At 64.5% G+C, this 17221-nt stretch carries 15 protein-coding genes; 6 read left to right on the forward strand and 9 right to left on the reverse strand.

The features are described from left to right. Positions 1-3 precede the first annotated feature (3 nt). From nirB to badH, 6 genes are all read right to left on the reverse strand, one after another. The gene (nirB, locus tag A985_RS0113335; RefSeq protein ID WP_017233900.1) at positions 4-2463 is read right to left on the reverse strand and encodes a nitrite reductase large subunit NirB; all 2460 of its coding nucleotides are present in this window, start codon (positions 2461-2463) and stop codon (positions 4-6) included. 378 nt (positions 2464-2841) lie between these two features. After that, positions 2842-4011, reverse strand: a complete 1170-nt coding sequence (locus A985_RS0113340) for an acyl-CoA dehydrogenase family protein (RefSeq protein ID WP_017233901.1) — start codon at positions 4009-4011, stop codon at positions 2842-2844. Between the two features lie 42 nt (positions 4012-4053). Further along, the gene (gene aliA, locus A985_RS0113345; RefSeq protein ID WP_017233902.1) at positions 4054-5697 is read right to left on the reverse strand and encodes a cyclohexanecarboxylate-CoA ligase; all 1644 of its coding nucleotides are present in this window, start codon (positions 5695-5697) and stop codon (positions 4054-4056) included. A gap of 47 nt (positions 5698-5744) precedes the next feature. Further along, the gene (gene aliB, locus A985_RS0113350) at positions 5745-6917 is read right to left on the reverse strand and encodes a cyclohexanecarboxyl-CoA dehydrogenase (protein WP_017233903.1); all 1173 of its coding nucleotides are present in this window, start codon (positions 6915-6917) and stop codon (positions 5745-5747) included. Then, positions 6914-7696: a 2-ketocyclohexanecarboxyl-CoA hydrolase gene (gene badI / locus A985_RS0113355; protein ID WP_017233904.1), complete on the reverse strand. Its 783-nt coding sequence runs from the start codon at positions 7694-7696 to the stop codon at positions 6914-6916. Before badI ends, aliB begins: the two co-directional genes overlap by 4 nt. Before the next feature lie 108 nt (positions 7697-7804). After that, positions 7805-8572, reverse strand: coding sequence for a 2-hydroxycyclohexanecarboxyl-CoA dehydrogenase (badH, locus tag A985_RS0113360; RefSeq protein WP_017233905.1), 768 nt, complete (start codon positions 8570-8572; stop codon positions 7805-7807). Between the two features lie 144 nt (positions 8573-8716). On the opposite strand from badH, the gene A985_RS0113365 reads away from it, so the two are divergent. The 6 genes from A985_RS0113365 to A985_RS25455 all read left to right on the forward strand — a co-directional run bounded on the left by A985_RS0113365 (position 8717) and on the right by A985_RS25455 (position 14632). Next, positions 8717-9268, forward strand: coding sequence for a MarR family winged helix-turn-helix transcriptional regulator (locus tag A985_RS0113365; protein ID WP_026131945.1), 552 nt, complete (start codon positions 8717-8719; stop codon positions 9266-9268). Between the two features lie 180 nt (positions 9269-9448). After that, positions 9449-9922 carry a MarR family winged helix-turn-helix transcriptional regulator gene (locus tag A985_RS25450; protein WP_017233907.1) on the forward strand — a complete coding sequence of 158 codons (474 nt, stop codon included), beginning with the start codon at positions 9449-9451 and terminating at the stop codon, positions 9920-9922. 3 nt (positions 9923-9925) lie between these two features. Next, the gene (locus A985_RS0113380) at positions 9926-11935 is read left to right on the forward strand and encodes an FUSC family protein (RefSeq protein ID WP_017233908.1); all 2010 of its coding nucleotides are present in this window, start codon (positions 9926-9928) and stop codon (positions 11933-11935) included. Continuing rightward, positions 11932-12141, forward strand: a complete 210-nt coding sequence (locus A985_RS0113385) for a DUF1656 domain-containing protein (protein WP_017233909.1) — start codon at positions 11932-11934, stop codon at positions 12139-12141. The genes A985_RS0113380 and A985_RS0113385 overlap by 4 nt, the downstream gene beginning before the upstream one ends. Continuing rightward, the gene (locus tag A985_RS0113390) at positions 12138-13103 is read left to right on the forward strand and encodes an efflux RND transporter periplasmic adaptor subunit (RefSeq protein ID WP_017233910.1); all 966 of its coding nucleotides are present in this window, start codon (positions 12138-12140) and stop codon (positions 13101-13103) included. The genes A985_RS0113385 and A985_RS0113390 overlap by 4 nt, the downstream gene beginning before the upstream one ends. 17 nt (positions 13104-13120) lie before the next feature. After that, positions 13121-14632, forward strand: coding sequence for an efflux transporter outer membrane subunit (locus tag A985_RS25455; RefSeq protein ID WP_017233911.1), 1512 nt, complete (start codon positions 13121-13123; stop codon positions 14630-14632). Between the two features lie 212 nt (positions 14633-14844). On the opposite strand, the gene A985_RS0113400 is transcribed toward A985_RS25455, so the two are convergent. The 3 genes from A985_RS0113400 to A985_RS0113410 all read right to left on the reverse strand — a co-directional run bounded on the left by A985_RS0113400 (position 14845) and on the right by A985_RS0113410 (position 17184). Continuing rightward, positions 14845-15105: a DUF4148 domain-containing protein gene (locus tag A985_RS0113400; RefSeq protein ID WP_017233912.1), complete on the reverse strand. Its 261-nt coding sequence runs from the start codon at positions 15103-15105 to the stop codon at positions 14845-14847. Between the two features lie 269 nt (positions 15106-15374). After that, a complete protein-coding gene (locus tag A985_RS0113405; RefSeq protein ID WP_017233913.1) occupies positions 15375-16142 on the reverse strand; it encodes a LuxR family transcriptional regulator in 768 nt (255 codons plus the stop codon). A 148-nt stretch (positions 16143-16290) separates the two neighbouring features. Continuing rightward, entirely contained in the window at positions 16291-17184 is an 894-nt protein-coding gene (locus tag A985_RS0113410; RefSeq protein WP_017233914.1) for a LysR family transcriptional regulator, read from the reverse strand. Positions 17185-17221 lie beyond the last annotated feature (37 nt).

Here is a 17221-nt window from a genome sequence, read left to right on the forward strand (position 1 = left end):
TCCTCAGGCAGTCGCGGGCTCGACGCTCACCGGCACGGTCGAGGTCAGCGGACGGTATTCATTGGCTTGCGCCCCGTTGATACGCGCTTGCCACGGGTCGGGCAGGCCATCGAGCGAGAAGAGCAACCGTTCGTACAGCGCGCGACGATTGGCGGCATCGTTCACCACGCGTTGCTTCACGTAGTCGAGGCCCACCCGGTCGAGGTAATGCACCGTGCGGTCGAGGTAATAGGCTTCCTCGCGATAGAGCTGGAGAAACGCGCCCGTGTACTCCTTGACCTCGTCGGCGGTCTTCACCTTGACGAGGAACTGCGCGACTTCGGTCTTGATGCCGCCGTTGCCGCCGACATACAGCTCCCACCCCGAGTCGACCGCGATCACACCCACGTCCTTGATCCCGGCCTCGGCGCAATTGCGCGGGCAGCCGGACACGGCCAGCTTGACCTTGTGGGGCGACCACATGTTCGCGAGCATGGTCTCCAGATCAATGCCCATCTGCGTGCTGTTCTGCGTGCCGAAGCGGCAGAATTCGCTGCCCACGCACGTCTTCACGGTGCGGATCGACTTGCCGTAGGCATGCCCTGACGGCATACCGAGGTCGCGCCAGACGCTTACGAGATCTTCCTTCTTCACGCCGAGCAAATCGATACGCTGACCGCCCGTGACCTTGACCATCGGAATCTGGTACTTGTCCGCCACGTCGGCGATGCGGCGCAGCTCGCTCGGGTTCGTCACGCCGCCCTTCATCTGCGGGATGACGGAGAACGTGTTGTCCTTCTGGATGTTGGCGTGCACGCGCTCGTTGACGAAGCGGCTTTGCGGATCGTCAACGGCTTCCTTCGGCCACGTGCTGAGCATGTAGTAGTTCAGCGCGGGACGGCACGTGGCGCACCCGTTGGGCGTGCGCCATTCGAGGAAGTCGAAGGCGGCACGATGGGACGTGAGGTGATGCTCACGCACCGCGCGACGCACGTCGGCGTGCGACAGATCCGTGCAACCGCACACCGCCTTCTCCTTCGGTGTCGCGTCGTAGGTCGAGCCCAGCGTGCTCATCAGGATCTGTTCGCACAGCCCGGCGCACGAACCGCACGAGCTGGCAGCCTTCGTATGCTTCTTGACCTCATCGAGCGTGAACAAGCCCTTCTCGGTGATCGCCTTGACGATCGTGCCCTTGCACACGCCGTTGCAGCCGCACACTTCATCGGTATCGGACATGGCCGACGCGCGGTTCTGCCCTTGCGTGCCGACGTCGCCCACACTCGACTCGCCGAACATGATGCTGCTGCGCAACTCGCCCAGCGCACGCCCGTCGCGCAACAGCTTGAAGTACCAGGCGCCGTCAGCCGTGTCACCGTACAGACACGCGCCGACGAGCTTGTCGTCGCGAATCACCAGCTTCTTGTAGACGCCGCTCGCGGGATCGGACAACACGATCTCCTCGGTGCCTTCGCCGCCGAGAAAGTCGCCCGCCGAAAACAGGTCGATGCCCGTGACCTTGAGCTTCGTCGACAGCACCGAGCCGCGATAGCTGCCGATGCCCATGAGCGCGAGGTGGTTGGCGCAGACCTTGGCCTGCTCGAACAGCGGGGCCACGAGACCGTAGGCTACGCCGCGATGGCTCACGCATTCGCCCACCGCGTAGATGCGCGGATCGTAGGTTTGCAGCGTGTCGGACACGACAATGCCACGGGCGCAATACAGACCGGCCGCTTCGGCCAGCGTCGTATTCGGCCGAATTCCTGCGGCCATGACAACGAGGTCCGCGTCAATTTCTTCGCCGTTGCTGAACTTCACGGCCCGCACGTTGCCGTTGCCGTCGTCAAGAATCGCTGCCGTTTGATGCGACAGTCGGAACGCGAGACCGCGCGCTTCGAGCGATTGTTGCAGCAGCTTGCCCGCCGTACTGTCGAGTTGGCGCTCGAGCAGCGTCTCGGCCAGATGCACGACGGTCACGTCCATGCCGCGCAGCTTGAGACCGTTGGCCGCCTCCAGGCCGAGCAGACCGCCGCCGATCACAACCGCATGACGCTTCATGCTCGCCGTCTCGATCATGATCTCGGTATCGCGAATGTCGCGATAGCTGATCACGCCATCGAGATCCTTGCCGGGCACCGGCAGAATGAACGGGCTGGACCCGGTGGCGATCAACAGACGGTCGTACGGCGCCTCGGTGCCGTCGGCGCAACGCACGACACGGCGCGGTCGATCGATCTGCGTGACTTCCTTGCCCAGATGCAACGTGATGCCCTTCTCGGCATACCAGTCGAGCGGATTGAGCACGATGTCGGCGAACGACTGCTCGCCGGCGAGCACCGGCGAGAGCAGGATCCGGTTGTAGTTCGGATGCGGCTCGGCACCGAATACGGTGATGTCGTACTGATGCGGTGCGATTTCCAGCAGCTCTTCGAGCGTGCGGATGCCGGCCATGCCGTTGCCGATGACGACCAGACGAGGTTTGCGCATGCTGTCTTCTCCTGTTGCAGCGCTTGCAGCGCCCGAAAAACAAAACGGCGTCCGACCGTGCCGAAGCACGGAGGGACGCCGTTGTCCTGTGGGTACGTCGCAGGCGCTCTCGCCTGACGCCGTACCGGAATTCATGGCCGGCGACGTCTTTGCCGCTGGCACACACACTAATGCAACAAGCGTGCCAAGTGACGCAGAAAGTTCGACAAAGCGTTGCTGGTCAACGCAGAACAGGTGGTTTGTCTATGGGAAATGCCCGAAAATCGAGTGGAATCTGTTGCACCGCAGCAGTGCAAGGCGGTGCGGCCCTGACATCACGCGCACCAGCATGATGCGCCGCGTGTATGACTCGGCGCACCGCCAGCGGTGCGCGCGACCTCAATCGTCCTGCATCAGGGCCCGCCCGATGATCAGTTGTTGAATTTGCGTGGTGCCTTCATAGAGACGGAGCAGTCGCACGTCGCGATAGAAGCGCTCGACCTTGTATTCGTTGATGTAGCCCGCGCCGCCGTGCACCTGCACACCACGATCGGCCACGCGCCCGACCATCTCGGTGCAGAACAGCTTGGCGCACGAGGCCCGCGTGCTGACGTCGGCGTCGCGCTTGCCTTCGGGCTTCGCGTCGTAACGCAGGGCACAGTCCTGCACCATCGACCATCCGGCGTACAGTTCCGCCTGACTGTCCGCGAGCATCGCCTGCACGAGCTGGAAGTCGCCGATGCGCTGCCCGAATTGCTTGCGTTCGCGTGCATAGGCCACGGACTCATCGAGAATTCGCTGCGCCATGCCGCACGCCAGCGCCGCCACGTGCAAGCGCCCACGGTCGAGGACCTTCATCGCCGTCTTGAAGCCCTTGCCCGCCTCGCCGCCGATGATGTTCGCCGCCGGCACGCGCGCGCCTTGCAGCACGACGTCGCACGTCTTCGTTCCGCGCTGCCCCATCTTCTTGTCGGGCTTGCCCAGCGACAGGCCCGGCGTGTCGGCCGGCACGATGAACGCCGAGATCCCGCCCGCGCCCTCGCCGCCCGTGCGCGCCATCAGCGTGAACGCCCCGGCGCGCGGTGCGTTGGTAATGAAGCGCTTCACGCCATCGAGCACATAGGTGTCGCCGTCGAGTACGGCCCGTGTCTTGAGCGCGGCCGGGTCCGATCCCGCGTCCGGCTCCGTGAGCGCGAACGACATGATCAGGTCCCCACTCGCCACGCGCGGCAGCAGGTCGCGCTTTTGCGCTTCGGTACCGTCCATCAGGATGCCCTGTGAGCCGATGCCCACGTTGGTGCCGAACACCGAGCGAAATGCCAGCGACGTCTGCCCGAACTCATAGGCCACGCGCACTTCCTGCGTCATCGACAAGCCGATGCCGCCGAATGCCTCGGGAATCGACAGGCCGAACAGGCCCATCTCCTTCATCTCATTGACGAGCGTGGCCGGCACGTCGTCGTGCTCTTCCACGTCGTTCTCGGCGGGCACCAGCCGCTCGCGAATGAAACGTTGCACCGCGGCGAGCAACAGCTCGAACGATTCGCTATCCAGTCCCTTCGATGTCATCGACCTTCCATCCTTGAAGTACGCCGCGCCGCGTGCGGGCTTTCACTCGCCCGTCTGCAGCATCTCGCGCAATTTGAATTTCTGTATCTTACCCGTGGGGGTGGTCGGCAGCGCCTCGCGCACTTCGAGCCGTTCCGGCCAATACTGCCGGGCGACCTTGTGCGACGCCAGAAAAGCGGTGAGCGCGGGCAGATCGATCGACTGCCCGGGGCGCGGCACCACCACCGCACACGCGCGTTCGCCGAGCCGCTCGTCCGGATACGCCACGATGGCCACTGTCGCGACCGCCGGATGGCGGTACAGCAGCGCCTCGATTTCGACGACGGGGATATTCTCGCCTCCCCGAATGATCACGTCCTTGCTGCGACCGGCGATGCGCACGTAGCCAGTGGCGTCAAGCCACGCCATATCGCCCGTGTCGAACCACCCGGCGGCGTCGGTGCCGTTCCATTGCGCGCGCTTGAGATAGCCGCCGAAATTCGAACACGAGCGCACGAGCAAACGGCCGGTTTCGCCTGTGGGCAGGTCATGATCGTCTACGTCGACCACGCGTAGCTCGACACCCGGCAGCGGACAACCGTCCGTCGTGGAGGCGCGCGTGTCGTCGTCTTCAAGGCGTGTAAGCGTCACGGCGCCGTTCTCGGTCATGCCCCACGCCGACACGATTTTCGCGCCGAGTACCTTGCGCGCCTGCTCGACCACCGGGCCGGGAATGGGTGCCCCCGCGCACAGGAACGCGCGCAAGCTCGGCACAGTCTCGCCGCCAGCCGCCACGGTCTTGGTCAGATCGGTGAGAAACGGGGTGGACGCCATCGTGAATGTCACCCCGTGCGCCTGGATCAGACGCACGGCGTTCGACGGGTCCCACACGTCGAGCATGACCGCACTCGCGCCGAGCATGATGGGCATCATCAGGCCGTACATGAAGCCGGTCTGGTGCGCGAGCGGCGAGCCCATCAGAATCACGTCGTCGCAACCGAGGCGCATGCGCTGCGCGTAAGCGTCGATGTTCGAGAACGTGGTGTTCGCACTGTGCATCACACCCTTCGGCTCGCCCGTGGTGCCGGACGTGTACATCAATTGCATGACGTCGTCCGGACGCGCGCGCGACGCCTGCATCTGCGCGCGCTCCGCGTCGGTCGCCGCAGGTTCGCCTGCCATGAGCACGGCGTCGAAACTCTCCTCTGCGGCAGCCTCCCCGACGACGATCACATGCCGGAGCGTGTCAAGCTCGTGCTGCAACGCGCGCGCCATCGCGGCGTGATCAAAGCCGCGAAACTGCTGCGGCACGATGAACACTTTCGCCTCGCCATGGCGCAGCATGAAGGACAGCTCGCGCTCGCGGAAGATGTGCATGAGGGGATTGAGCACCGCGCCGATACGGGCGCAGGCCAAGTAGGTCACCGCGAACGGCCAGCCGTTGGGCAGTTGGCACGCGACCACGTCGCCGCGTCCGACGCCACGTCGCAACAGACCCAGCGCGAGACGCTCCGCCGCATCAGCGAGCGCGGCGTAGGTCAGTTGCGTGGTCTGCCCGGTGGCCGTCGAGACCGCCGTGAGTGCCACCTTGTCGGGCCATGCCGCGAGCGCCGCGTCGAGCGCGTCGTTGATTGTGCGCTCGGGCCACCAGCCGCGCGCCACACTGTGCTCACGTCGAGGGGGAAGCAATACCGCATCGAACTCCATCGCATCGTCTCCTATGCTGTCGCGGATGTCATCCAGCCGCCGGCCGGTCAAACCGGCACTGCCTGCCGGCCGGCGCGCGTGCGCGCGATGATCGTCTTCATGATCTGCGCGGTGCCGTCACCGATCTGGAAACCGAGCACGTCGCGCAAACGCTGCTCCATCACGCCCCGGTCGTAACCGCCATGGCCGAACATCAGCAGGCATTGATGGATGACGTCGTAAGCGAGCTTCGGCCCCCACCATTTGCACATGGCCGCCTCGGCGCTGTGCGGCAGGCCGCGGTCCTTGAGCCACAGCGTTTGAAGACAGAGCAGACGCGCCGCTTCGACCTGCGTGTCGAAATCCGCCAGCGGATGCGAGACGCCCTGAAACGCCGACAGCGGTTTGCCGAACGCTTCGCGCTGGGCCACGTATTCCCAAGTCTCGTCGAGCGAGGCGCGGGCGACGGCCAGCACCTGCAAGCCGATGAGCGCGCGCGAGAAGTCGAAGCCCTGCATCACTTGCACGAAGCCCTCGCCCGGCGCGCCCAGTACGTGGTCGACCGGGATCTTCACGTTCTCGAAGAACAGCGAGCCGCGGCCGATGGCACGCTGCCCATGGCAATCGAAGCGTTGCCGAGTGATACCCGGCAAGTCGAGCGGCACGAGGAACGCCGAGATGCCACGTGCACCCGACGCCACGTCGCCTGTGCGCGCGAACACAACGGCGGCGTCGGCCTGATCGGCGGCGGAGATGGAGGTCTTTTCTCCGTTGAGCACGTAATGTGTCCCGTCGAATTCGGCCCGCATGCGCAAGTTGGCGGCGTCCGACCCGCCGCGCGGCTCGGTGAGTGCGATCGCGAGCAACGTCTCGCCGCGCGTGAGCTTGCGCAGCCAAGGCAAAACGACTTCAGGCTGCCCATGCGCCGCGAGAATCTGGCCATTGAGCGAGGCCAGCAGATTGACATACGACAGGCTCAGGTCCGCGCGCGCAATTGCTTCGTGTATCACGCCCGCCGCGAGACGCCCCATGCCCTGCCCACCGAAGGCTTCCGGCAGCTCCGGCGCGATCAGGCCAAGTTCCCCCATCTCGCGCATGAGCGTGCGATCGAGCACGCGTGTTTTGTCACGCTCGAGAAAGCCGGGGGCGACGCGCGCCTGGGCGAATCGCCGCGTGTGCTCGGCCAGCGCAACGAGATCGTCGTCGAGATACGGATTCTGCATCGCGTTCGCCTCGCTCATTTGGCGTATTTACGGAACTCGGGCTTGCGCTTCTCCTGGAATGCACGCACGCCCTCGCGCGACTCCTCCGTCTCGTAGTAGAGCTTGAGCGCGTACATCCCCATGCCCGCGATGCCCGCCTGTTGCGCCGTGTCCATGTTGAACGAGCGCTTCGCAATGGCAATCGCCGTCGGGCTGCGCTCCAGAATCTCGTCGCACCATTTCTGAACTTCCGCGTCGAGTTGATCGTGCGGCACGACCGTGTTCACGAGACCCATCGCCAGCGCTTCCGTCGCCGGATAGCGACGGCACAGATACCAGATCTCACGCGCCTTCTTCTCGCCGACGACGCGCGCGAGAAATGCGGTACCGAAGCCCGGATCAACCGAGCCGACCTTCGGGCCGACCTGCCCGAACACGGCCTTCTCGGACGCAATCGTGAAGTCGCACAAGGTGCAGATCACGTTGCCGCCGCCGATGGCATAGCCTTGCACGCGGGCAATGACGGGTTTGGGCACGTCGCGAATGGCGTTGTGCAGTTCCTCCATCGGCAGCCCGATGGTGCCGCGTCCGTCGTACTGCCCCTCGTGCGCCGACTGATCGCCCCCGGTGCAGAATGCTTTCTCGCCTGTGCCGGCGAGCACAATGCTGGCAATCTCGCGGTCGTAGCCGGCCTTGTTGATGGCATGAATCAGTTCGTCGCAGGTACGCCCGCGAAAGGCGTTCATCTTGTCCGGACGGTTGATCGTGATCCACGCCGCGCCGTTGCGCACTTCATACAGGATGTCTTCGTATTGCATGGTGTCGCTCCTTGCCGCTGCGCGTCGCTCGCTGTCGTGGGGTATCGCTGAAAGCCGCGACGCGCGCCAATGGTGATATCGATAAGAGAGATCGGGAAATAGTCGGGATCAACCGCACATGGTCAGGCCGCCCGATACGCTCAGCACCTGACCGGTGACGAACGAGGCGTCGTCGCTCGCGAAGAAGGCAATCGCCCCCGGCAGGTCGTCCGGCTGGCCGATGCGGCCGAGCGGAATGGACTTGGTGAACGCTTCCACCAGCTTTTCCGGATTGCCCGCGCCTTCCTTGTAATCGGCAAAGAGCGCCGTATCGGTCGGCCCCGGGCACACCACGTTGACGGTGATGCCGTGGCGCGCGTGCTCGCGGGCAAGCGTCTTCGAGAACGCGACGAGCCCACCTTTGCACGCGGCGTACACCGCTTCGCCCGACGACCCGACGCGCGCCGCGTCCGACGCGATGTTTACGATGCGTCCGCTGCGCCGTGCCACCATCTCGGGCAACACCGCGTGGTGCATATGCAGCGCGCCCACAAGGTTGATCGCGATGAGCGACTCCCATTGCGCCGGGGTCGTCTTGGTGAAGGGCTTGAAAATGTCCCAACCGGCGTTGTTGACCAGGACATCCACCGGCCCCAACGCCGCCGATGCCGCAGCGACGGCGGCATCGACCTGATCACGCACCGTGATGTCGCATGCGAATGCCTGGGCACGTCCGCCCGCTGCCACAATGTCGCCCGCCCGGCGCTCGGCCGCCGCAAGATCGCGGTCGAATACCGCCACCGCCGCGCCCTCACTGGCGAAACGGCGACACGTCGCCCCGCCTATCCCGCCCCCACCGCCCGTCACGATGACCGTCTTGCCCTCGAATCGCCGCATGTCTCGCCTCCAGAGTCACAGGTGGGCGCGGTATCCTTGTTGACCTTGGAGATCCCGGCCCATCGATAAAATTACGTCAATATGTTGACGTATACTAGACGCGACCTCGACGATGCGCAAGCACGCGAAAGCGGAGAAATTGATATGGAAAACCCTAGCAATAATACGAAAATAACGCGCATGGAGCTGGCGAACCGGCTGTTCTTCCGCCTCTATCAATGCGCCAACATGTTGCATAAAACAGGTACACGAGCGGTGGAAAGTCTGGGCCTGACGACGCAGCAATGGGCCGTCCTCGGTGCGCTCTCGCGCCCGGAGGTGCCCGACGGCATGAGTGTGGGCGATCTCGCGCGTTATCTGATGGTGAGTCGCCAGAATCTGTCGGGCCTGATCGGCCGTATGGAGCGCGACGGCCATATCGCGAGCGCACCGGACGGCCGTGACCGGAGATCGCGCCGCATCACCATGACCGAGCATGGGCATGCGGTCTGGCACCGCGAGGCGGTCCCGCGTATTCATGACTATTACGCGCAGGCGCTCGATGAATTCTCGACGGGAGACATGACGCACACGCTGCACTATCTGCTCAAATTGCTCGACAACATGAAGCGGATCGACGAGGCGGCAGGCGGCCCGCCCGATGGAGAAAGCGAGGGAGAACGCGCAGACGACGGGCACGCTCGCCAGGGCGCCTGAAATCGCTTCACCAAAAATAAAACAGGCGAACGGCGCCGAAATCGTCCGCCGAAGCGCCGTCAAGGCGCGCGACGATCTCCCGAAAACCCAATACAGGCTTGGGTTTCCCGCGACATCGCTATCACACGCAATACCCTATTAACTAGCATGCTAATTATTAGTTAACATATAATCTTTCTCATGACCTCCCTGGAATCGCTCCGCTTTGTCTTTACGAGCCATCTGCTGCTGGCCGGCAAACAATGGCGCCAGCTATCGCAAGGCGCGATCGCCGAATACGGTATTTCGGCGGCGAGCGCCGGCCCGTTGCTGTTCATCCGCCGGCTGGGTCAGGGCGTGCGTCAGGTCGAGCTTGCCGAATATGTCGGGCTCGAAGGCGCGTCGCTGGTACGGCTGCTCGATCAGTTGTGCGGGGCCGGTCTCGTGCTGCGCGAAGTCGACGCAAGCGACCGCCGCGCCAATGCGCTGCGACTGACCGCGGCGGGCGAAGCGCTCGCCGAAAAGCTCGAAATCGAACTCAGCCAGTTGCGCGCGAAGGTGTTCGCCGACATTCCGCGCGAGGATTTCGAAGCGGTGTTGCGCGTGTTCGAAGTGCTCTCTCGCGCAGCGGGCCCCGATGGGTCCATCCTCGCACTGGCTCCCCCCAAGAAGTAAACCGTGCTCACCTGGCCTTCCTCCCGCGACTGGATTTTCTCGATCAAGGCGTTCCTCGCCTCGATGCTGGCGCTTTACATCGCGCTCGCGCTCGGCCTGCCGCGTCCGTACTGGGCGATGGCCACCGTCTATATCGTGTCGCACCCGCTCACGGGCGCCACGCGCTCCAAGGCACTGTATCGCGTGTTCGGCACGCTGCTCGGCGCCGCGGCGTCCGTCGTCTTCGTGCCGGCGCTCGTCAACACGCCCGAGCTGCTGATGGCGGCCGTCGGGCTGTGGACCGGCACGCTGCTCTATATTTCGCTGCTGCATCGCTCGCCGCGCAGCTATGTGTTCCTGCTCGCCTCGTACACGCTGCCGCTGATCGCCCTGCCGGCCGTCAACACGCCTGGCGTCATCTTCGATATCGCCGTCGCGCGCTCCGAAGAGATCATCCTCGGCATCGTCTGTGCGAGCGTGGTCGGCGCCGTGGTCCTGCCCACGAGCGTGGCCAAGGTCCTGCACGACCGCTCGGCGCGCTGGCTGACCGACGCCGCGCGCTGGACGACCGACATGCTCTCGGCAGACCCCGACGGCAAGGCAACGCGCCACATGAGCCGGCACCGCATGGCCGCCGACATTCTGGCCCTCGACCAGTTGATCAGCCAGCTCTCGTACGACGCCGACACGTCCGAACGCGTGCGCGATGCGCAGGAATTGCGCGGTCGCATGACGATGATGATGCCCGTGCTCTCGACGGTCGCATCGCTCGTGCAGGCATTGCGCGAGCATCCGAGCGGCGCGCCCGGGACGCTCGAGGCGAAGATGGCCGACGTGGTCGCCTGGCTGCGTCGCGGTGCGCCGATGCCCGCCCCGGCGCATTTATTGAGTCCGGCGCCATCGGCCGGTGAGGCCTCGGACTGGTATGGCGCCTTGGTCGCAGCCACCGAAGACCGTCTGCGCTCGCTTGTACAGCTCTGGCAGGATTGCGCGTCGCTGCAGCGCCGCTTCGGTCAGCGCGAGCATCACGAGGGCGAGGGTGACTGGACGCCCGCCTTCCAGCATTGGGAGCTGGGCGGCGCGCGTCACTACGACCACGGACTCCTGCTGTTCTCGACGGTGTCAGCAGCACTGTGCACGTTCCTCATGGGCATGGCGTGGATCTACACCGGCTGGAACGATGGCGCCGCCGGCGTCTCGCTCGGTGCCGTGGCCTGCTGCTTCTTCGCCGCGATGGACGAGCCCGCGCCGTTCATCCGCTCGTTTTTCTGGGCGACCGCCGTGTGCGTGGTGTTCGCCGCCGTGTACGTCTTCTTCATCCTGACGAATGCGCACGACTTCGGGCTGCTCGTCGCGCTGTTCGCCATTCCGTATCTGTTGCTGGGTACGCTGATTCCACAACCGCGCTTCACGATGGTGGCCATGCTCGTCGCGGTGAATACGGCGAGCTTCGTGGGCATTCAGGGCGGATACAGCGCCGACTTCCAGGCGTTCTTCAACGGCAATCTCGCCGGACTGGCCGGCGTGCTGTTCGCCTTGCTCTGGACACTTCAGACGCGCCCGTTCGGTACGCGCGTTGCCATGCGCCGATTGATTCATTCGAGCTGGCGTGACATCGCGCGCAACGCGCTCGGGCGCTCCGTTGCCGAACATAACCGTCTGCGCACGCGTCTGCTCGATCGGTTGGGCCAGCTCGTGCCGCGCCTGGCTGCGAGCGAGAGCGAAACGTCGAGCGATGGTTTTACCGAAGTGCGCGTCGAACTCTCGGCGCTGGCGTTGCAGCGAGAGTTGCCGCATCTCAGTGCATCGCAGCGCGACGCCGTTGAGGCTGTGCTCACCGATGTGGCGCGCTTTTATCAGGCGCGGCTCGACGAATCGGTCAGCATCCCCGACGCCACGCTGCAAGACAAACTGCTGGGTGCCGTGCGTTCGATGGTGGCGCATACCGACCAGGCGTCGCGCAGCGCGCGCGCGTCGCTCATGGACATCCACGTCGCGCTGTTCCCCACCACACGCCCCGGGAGTGCTCAATGAGCGGAGAGATCGATATCTACGGCGTGTTCGTACCGACGCTGCTCGTGCTGATGGTCGTGGCTTTCGTCCTGACCGGCGCGCTGCGCTTCGTACTCGCGCGCCTGGGCTTTTACAAGCTCGTCTGGCACCGTTCCCTGTTTAACCTTGCGGTGTACATCATCGCGCTGGGCGGCATTGTCGCCATCGCTCACGCTTGCCAACCATGAAACTGAAATTTCGCTCCATCGGCCCCGTCGCGCTGACGCTCGCGGTATCTTGCATCGCGGTGTTCGTTCTGCTGCATCTGTGGGACTACTACACCGTCGCCCCCTGGACACGCGACGGCCGCATTCGCGCCGACATCGTGCAGGTCGCCCCCGACGTCTCCGGCCTCATCACCGATGTCGAGGTCAAGGACAATCAGCCGGTGCACCGTGGCGATCTGCTGTTCGTGATCGACCCCGACCGCTACACGCTGGCAGTGCAGCAGGCCGAGGCCAACGTCGCGGCGCTGCGCGCCACGCTCGCACAGGCGCGCCGCGAAAATGCGCGCAACCATCAGTTGACGGAAGTCGTCGCCAAGGAAGTCGTCGAAGCCGGCCAGGCCAAGGTCGAATCGGGCGAGGCGGCGGTCGCCCAGGCGGAAACCGCCGTGCGATTGGCGAAACTCAACCTCGCGCGCACCCGGGTGCTCGCGCCCGCCGACGGCTACCTGAACGATCGCCTGCCACGGGTTGGCGACTACGTCAGCACCGGCCGCCCGGTGCTCTCTATGGTCGATGCCAACTCGCTGCACGTGGAAGGCTACTTCGAAGAAACGAAGATGCGCGGCATCCACATCGGCGACAAGGTCGAGGTGCGTTTGATGGGCGAGCGCCAGGTGCTGCACGGTCATGTCCAGAGCATCGTCGCCGGCATCGAGGATCGCGACCGCACGAGCGGTGCGTCGATGCTGCCCAACATCAACCCGACCTTCAACTGGGTGCGTCTCGCCCAACGCATTCCGGTGCGCATTGCGCTCGACGATGTGCCCAAGGACATGCGCCTGGTCGCCGGGCGCACCGCGACCGTGACGGTCGTGGAAGGTCAGCAGGACACCGCCGGTCAATCGCAACCGACGACGCCATCTCCTTCGTCGGTCACGTCGGCCACGTCGGCCAAGTCCGCCCAACCGGGAGCCCAGCGGTGAAATCACGCGTATGCCTGATGAGCGCCGTGGCAGTGGCCGCCGCGCTCGTTGCCGGTTGCACGACCGTCGGGCCTGACTATCATCTTCCGGACCACGCGCTCATGCGCTCGCCCGAAGCCAATGGCCCCATCGCGAACGCAGCGCAGCGCGGTGTCTCGATCGGTGCCGTGCCCGACGACTGGTGGCAACTCTACGACGACCCCAAGCTCGACGCACTCGTGAAAACGGCGCTGGCCGCCAACACGAACATTCGCGTGGCCGCCGCCAACGTGCAGCGCGCGCTCGCGATGTACCACGAAGTCGAATCGGAGAATCTGCCGCAGGGCGGCGTGCAAGCCGAAGCCGCCCGCGCGCAGATCTCCGGCGAGAGCTTCCTGAAGGAAGAAAAATTGCCGGTGGTCAATCTGGCCGCCGCCGCCCTGTCCATCTCGTATCAGATCGACTTCTTCGGCAAACTCGCGCGCGCCGATGAAGCCGCGCTGGCCGCCGCCGAAGCCAGTCAGGCGGCCCTCGACGTCGTGCGTGTGAGCGTGGCCGCCGAAACGGTGCGCGCCTATGTGCAAGGCTGCGCCGCCAACCACGAGTTCGACATTGCCAACGAACAACTGGCGTTGCAGGAAAAGAGCGTCGCGATTACGCGCAAGCTCGTCGACGCCGGGCGCGATCAGCCGACCGATCTGCTGCGAGCGCAAGCGCAGGCCGACACCTTGCGTGCCGCCCTGCCGCGCTTCCAGGCGCAGCACGACGCGGCGACGTACCGACTGGCCGTCATGCTCGGTAAGGTGCCGGGCACGCTCGACGCAAGCGCGGCGCAATGCCGCCGCATTCCTCAACTCGCGCAACCGCTGCCGGTCGGCGACGGCACGGCGCTGCTCAAGCGCCGCCCCGACGTGCGTCAGGCCGAGCGCGAACTCGCCTCCGCCACGGCAAAGATCGGTGTCGCCACGGCAGACCTCTATCCGTCGATCCGCATTGGTGCGTCGATCGGGGCGAGCGGTGTCCTGGAACACTTCGGGCAAGGCCGCACCGAGCAGTGGAGCGTGGGACCGATGATCACGTGGTCGCTGCCGACCAACGGCGTGCGTTCACACATCAAGGGCATGGAAGCCGGGGCGGATGCCGCGCTCGCGCATTTCGACGGCGTCGTGCTCAAGGCCCTGCAAGAAACACAGACGTCACTCTCGGCATACACGCGTGAGCTGCAGCGCGACGACGCCCTGCGCGATGCCCGCGACAAATCACGCACCGCCGCCGAACAGAACCACAAGCTCTACCAGGCCGGTCGCGCGCCGTATCTGACGAGTCTTGACGCGGAGCGCACGCACGCCAGTGCCGAGGCCGCGCTGGCCGCCTCCGAGACACAAGTCGCGCTGGACCAGGTCAATCTGTTCCTGGCGTTGGGCGGTGGCTGGCAATCGAGTGCCGCGAATGCAAGTCACGAGAAGGCGTCGCCGACGGCATCCCATGAGACGGCCGGCAGCAACAACACGCCGGCAACCTCCACGGCATCTTCAGTATCCACCCGTTGAGATGAGGCAGGTGGCGTCTTCGCGACGCCGTGCTTCCAGAAACACACAAGCCCCGTCGGGAACGAATCCTCGGGCGGGGCTGTGGTAGGACGCGCTGCGGCGTCGGTGGGGTGATTCGCACGGCGCAGGCGGGACTCGGTGGCGAGTCAGGCGGGCCGTCGGCGAATCCAGGCACTGCCATCGATAACCTGTCGACGGTTATCGCATCACCTTCAGTTGGCGGCCGGGGTCGCCGTTTGATTGCGCGCTTCGATCTGGGCCGTCAGGTTCTGCAATTGGACCGACTGCTCATAGGTGTACGGGAAGTTAAATTCCGTCACCGGCGAGAGACCCAGTTCACGGGCTGCCTGAAGTTCGGCGCGCACATGGGCGCGGGTGACACCGGTCGTTTGCGCCTGCCCTTCGGCGAATACCGAGCCGGCAGCGATCGTCAAGCCAACGAGGGCGACAGCGCTCAACAGGTTCTTTTTCATGGAAAACTCCTTTTATCGTTCATCGGTTACGCATGGACACGAAAACCGCACTCAATCAGTTTTCGCCATAGGTAAATTATAGTTTTCCCTCATTAATGAACCAGCCCTAAAGCGACAACACACTGTTTCACAAACGCTGTGAAATCCTCGCAATCCGATGAAGGAATTACGCGAAAACGAAACAAAACCGGGGCGGGGATGGCAGGCGAAGCGGCCGCGCGAGCGTTACGTCGAGGACGCTCACGGGAGATGACGGCATCGACGATGCCTCAGGGTGATATCGCCCCGCTGCTGATCGCCGCGGCAATGGCCTGGTGCCGATTGACCGCACCGAGCTTGCGCTTGGCGTTATTGAGGTGAAACGTCACCGTATGCTCGGAGATGCGCAGAATCAAACCGATCTCCCACGCCGTTTTGCCGCGTGCCGCCCACAGCAGACTTTCGATCTCACGCGGGCTGAGCTTGCCGGTGCTGCGACTCGCCACCCATTGCATGTCGAGCTGCTGAATCGCCTGGTGAAAATACACTGCCGTCAGATAAATCTCTCCGAGCATGCGCGCTTCGTGCTCGGCCGAGGCTTCCGGCGACGCGGCCGTCGCCGCACTGAAAATCGCGCGCTCGCCGGTCGCACCGTAGATCGGAATCGACACCCCGGACCCGAGGCCGTGCGCGCGCGCGTCCGCGAAGATGGGGTGCGGCTGCGCCTGTGCGAGGAAGGTTCGCCAGAGAATCGGCAACGGCGACAAATTCGCGGCAATCAATACGGGATCCACTTCGGCATATCCCACGCTTTGATAGCGCTCGATCCAGGCGGCCGGAAACGTCGTGAAAATGTGCCGGCTGGGCATTCCCTGCGAGGTAATGCGCTGGTCCCCCATCTGGAATGTAGCCGCCTCCCGTTCGCGACGCGGTGACAGCGGCGCATAGAACAACGCTTCATATCCCAGGGATTGCGTCAGTTTCTGAAACTCGGCGTCAAGTGCATCGACCGAGCGGGCACCGAGCAGCCCTTCATATCGATAAAGAGGATGATGCATTGCGAATTGCGCGCTTCTCCATGATTTCCGGAAAATTTCCCGTATTCTCGCATGGTAGTCCTATCTTTATGCGGTCACGGTTGGCAATTCTACGTGACCGGGCCGCAAACTGATTTACTGTGAATTACCAATCATTTCCGCGTTGCCATCAGGCGGCATCGCCCAACGCCTCAAGTGCCGATGCGACCCTGCGCAATCCCGGTGTCAGCGGTTTGTCGCGGCGCATGACGACCGCAAGCGTTCTCGTCAACCCCGGTGTGAGCGTCGAGACACGCAAGCCCCGCCGGTAGTGCGCCGCGTTGACGGAAAGCCTGGGCACGATGCTGTAACCCAAGCCGGCCGCCACCATTTCCTTGATGGCTTCGACGCTGCCCAGCGCCATGACTGGCCGCACACGCAATCCCGCTTGGAGAAACCATTCATCGATCAACAACCGGGTGCTGCTCCCCGGCTCGAACGCGACCATCGGTGCCGCGGCGAGCATCTGCGGCGTGACCTCCGTCGCCCAGTGCGAGTCGCCGGCGGGCGCGATGGCGACGAACGCGTCGCGCAATACGGGCGTGATATGCAGGCTGCGCCCGGCAGTGGGCAAGGTGACAAGACCGATATCGAGCCGATTCTCGGTCACCGCGGCGACCACGTCGTCGGTGTTCCCGGTGCTCACGCGGATGTCGAGCATCGGGTGGCGCTTGCGCATCGCTCGCAGTATCGGCGGCAACAAATGAATGCAGGCGGTCGCTCCGGTTCCGATCGCCACTTCACCGACTTCGCCGCTCGCATGGCTGGACAGCGCATGCATGGCGTCTTCGACGACAGCATCGATGCGGCGGGCATGGTCCAGCAGCGTCAGCCCGGCGGACGTCGGCTTGAGCCGCTTGCCCACGCGCTCAACCAGCCGGACGTTCAATCGCTGTTCCAACTGACGAACCTGCAAGCTCACGGCGGGCTGCGACAGATCGAGCCGCGCGGCGGCCGCGGAGAAACTCCCCGCGTCGAGGACTTCGGAAAACGTGTGAAGCTGATCCAGATTCAGGCGGCGCATCTCAAAGTTTTCCTTATGAACCGTAGGGGCATGTCAA

Source organism: Pandoraea sp. B-6 (assembly GCF_000282835.1).
GTDB classification, from domain to species: Bacteria; Pseudomonadota; Gammaproteobacteria; order Burkholderiales; family Burkholderiaceae; genus Pandoraea; species Pandoraea cepalis.

What these genes read in the sequence shown, in the direction of transcription:
- nirB (WP_017233900.1), bottom strand. Translation starts at nt 2,463, where the DNA reads ATGCGCAAACCTCGTCTGGTCGTCATCGGCAACGGCATGGCCGGCATC.
- A985_RS0113340 (WP_017233901.1), bottom strand. Translation starts at nt 4,011, where the DNA reads ATGACATCGAAGGGACTGGATAGCGAATCGTTCGAGCTGTTGCTCGCC.
- aliA (WP_017233902.1), bottom strand. Translation starts at nt 5,697, where the DNA reads ATGGAGTTCGATGCGGTATTGCTTCCCCCTCGACGTGAGCACAGTGTG.
- aliB (WP_017233903.1), bottom strand. Translation starts at nt 6,917, where the DNA reads ATGAGCGAGGCGAACGCGATGCAGAATCCGTATCTCGACGACGATCTC.
- badI (WP_017233904.1), bottom strand. Translation starts at nt 7,696, where the DNA reads ATGCAATACGAAGACATCCTGTATGAAGTGCGCAACGGCGCGGCGTGG.
- badH (WP_017233905.1), bottom strand. Translation starts at nt 8,572, where the DNA reads ATGCGGCGATTCGAGGGCAAGACGGTCATCGTGACGGGCGGTGGGGGC.
- A985_RS0113365 (WP_026131945.1), top strand. Translation starts at nt 8,717, where the DNA reads ATGGAAAACCCTAGCAATAATACGAAAATAACGCGCATGGAGCTGGCG.
- A985_RS25450 (WP_017233907.1), top strand. Translation starts at nt 9,449, where the DNA reads ATGACCTCCCTGGAATCGCTCCGCTTTGTCTTTACGAGCCATCTGCTG.
- A985_RS0113385 (WP_017233909.1), top strand. Translation starts at nt 11,932, where the DNA reads ATGAGCGGAGAGATCGATATCTACGGCGTGTTCGTACCGACGCTGCTC.
- A985_RS0113390 (WP_017233910.1), top strand. Translation starts at nt 12,138, where the DNA reads ATGAAACTGAAATTTCGCTCCATCGGCCCCGTCGCGCTGACGCTCGCG.
- A985_RS25455 (WP_017233911.1), top strand. Translation starts at nt 13,121, where the DNA reads ATGAGCGCCGTGGCAGTGGCCGCCGCGCTCGTTGCCGGTTGCACGACC.
- A985_RS0113400 (WP_017233912.1), bottom strand. Translation starts at nt 15,105, where the DNA reads ATGAAAAAGAACCTGTTGAGCGCTGTCGCCCTCGTTGGCTTGACGATC.
- A985_RS0113405 (WP_017233913.1), bottom strand. Translation starts at nt 16,142, where the DNA reads ATGCATCATCCTCTTTATCGATATGAAGGGCTGCTCGGTGCCCGCTCG.
- A985_RS0113410 (WP_017233914.1), bottom strand. Translation starts at nt 17,184, where the DNA reads ATGCGCCGCCTGAATCTGGATCAGCTTCACACGTTTTCCGAAGTCCTC.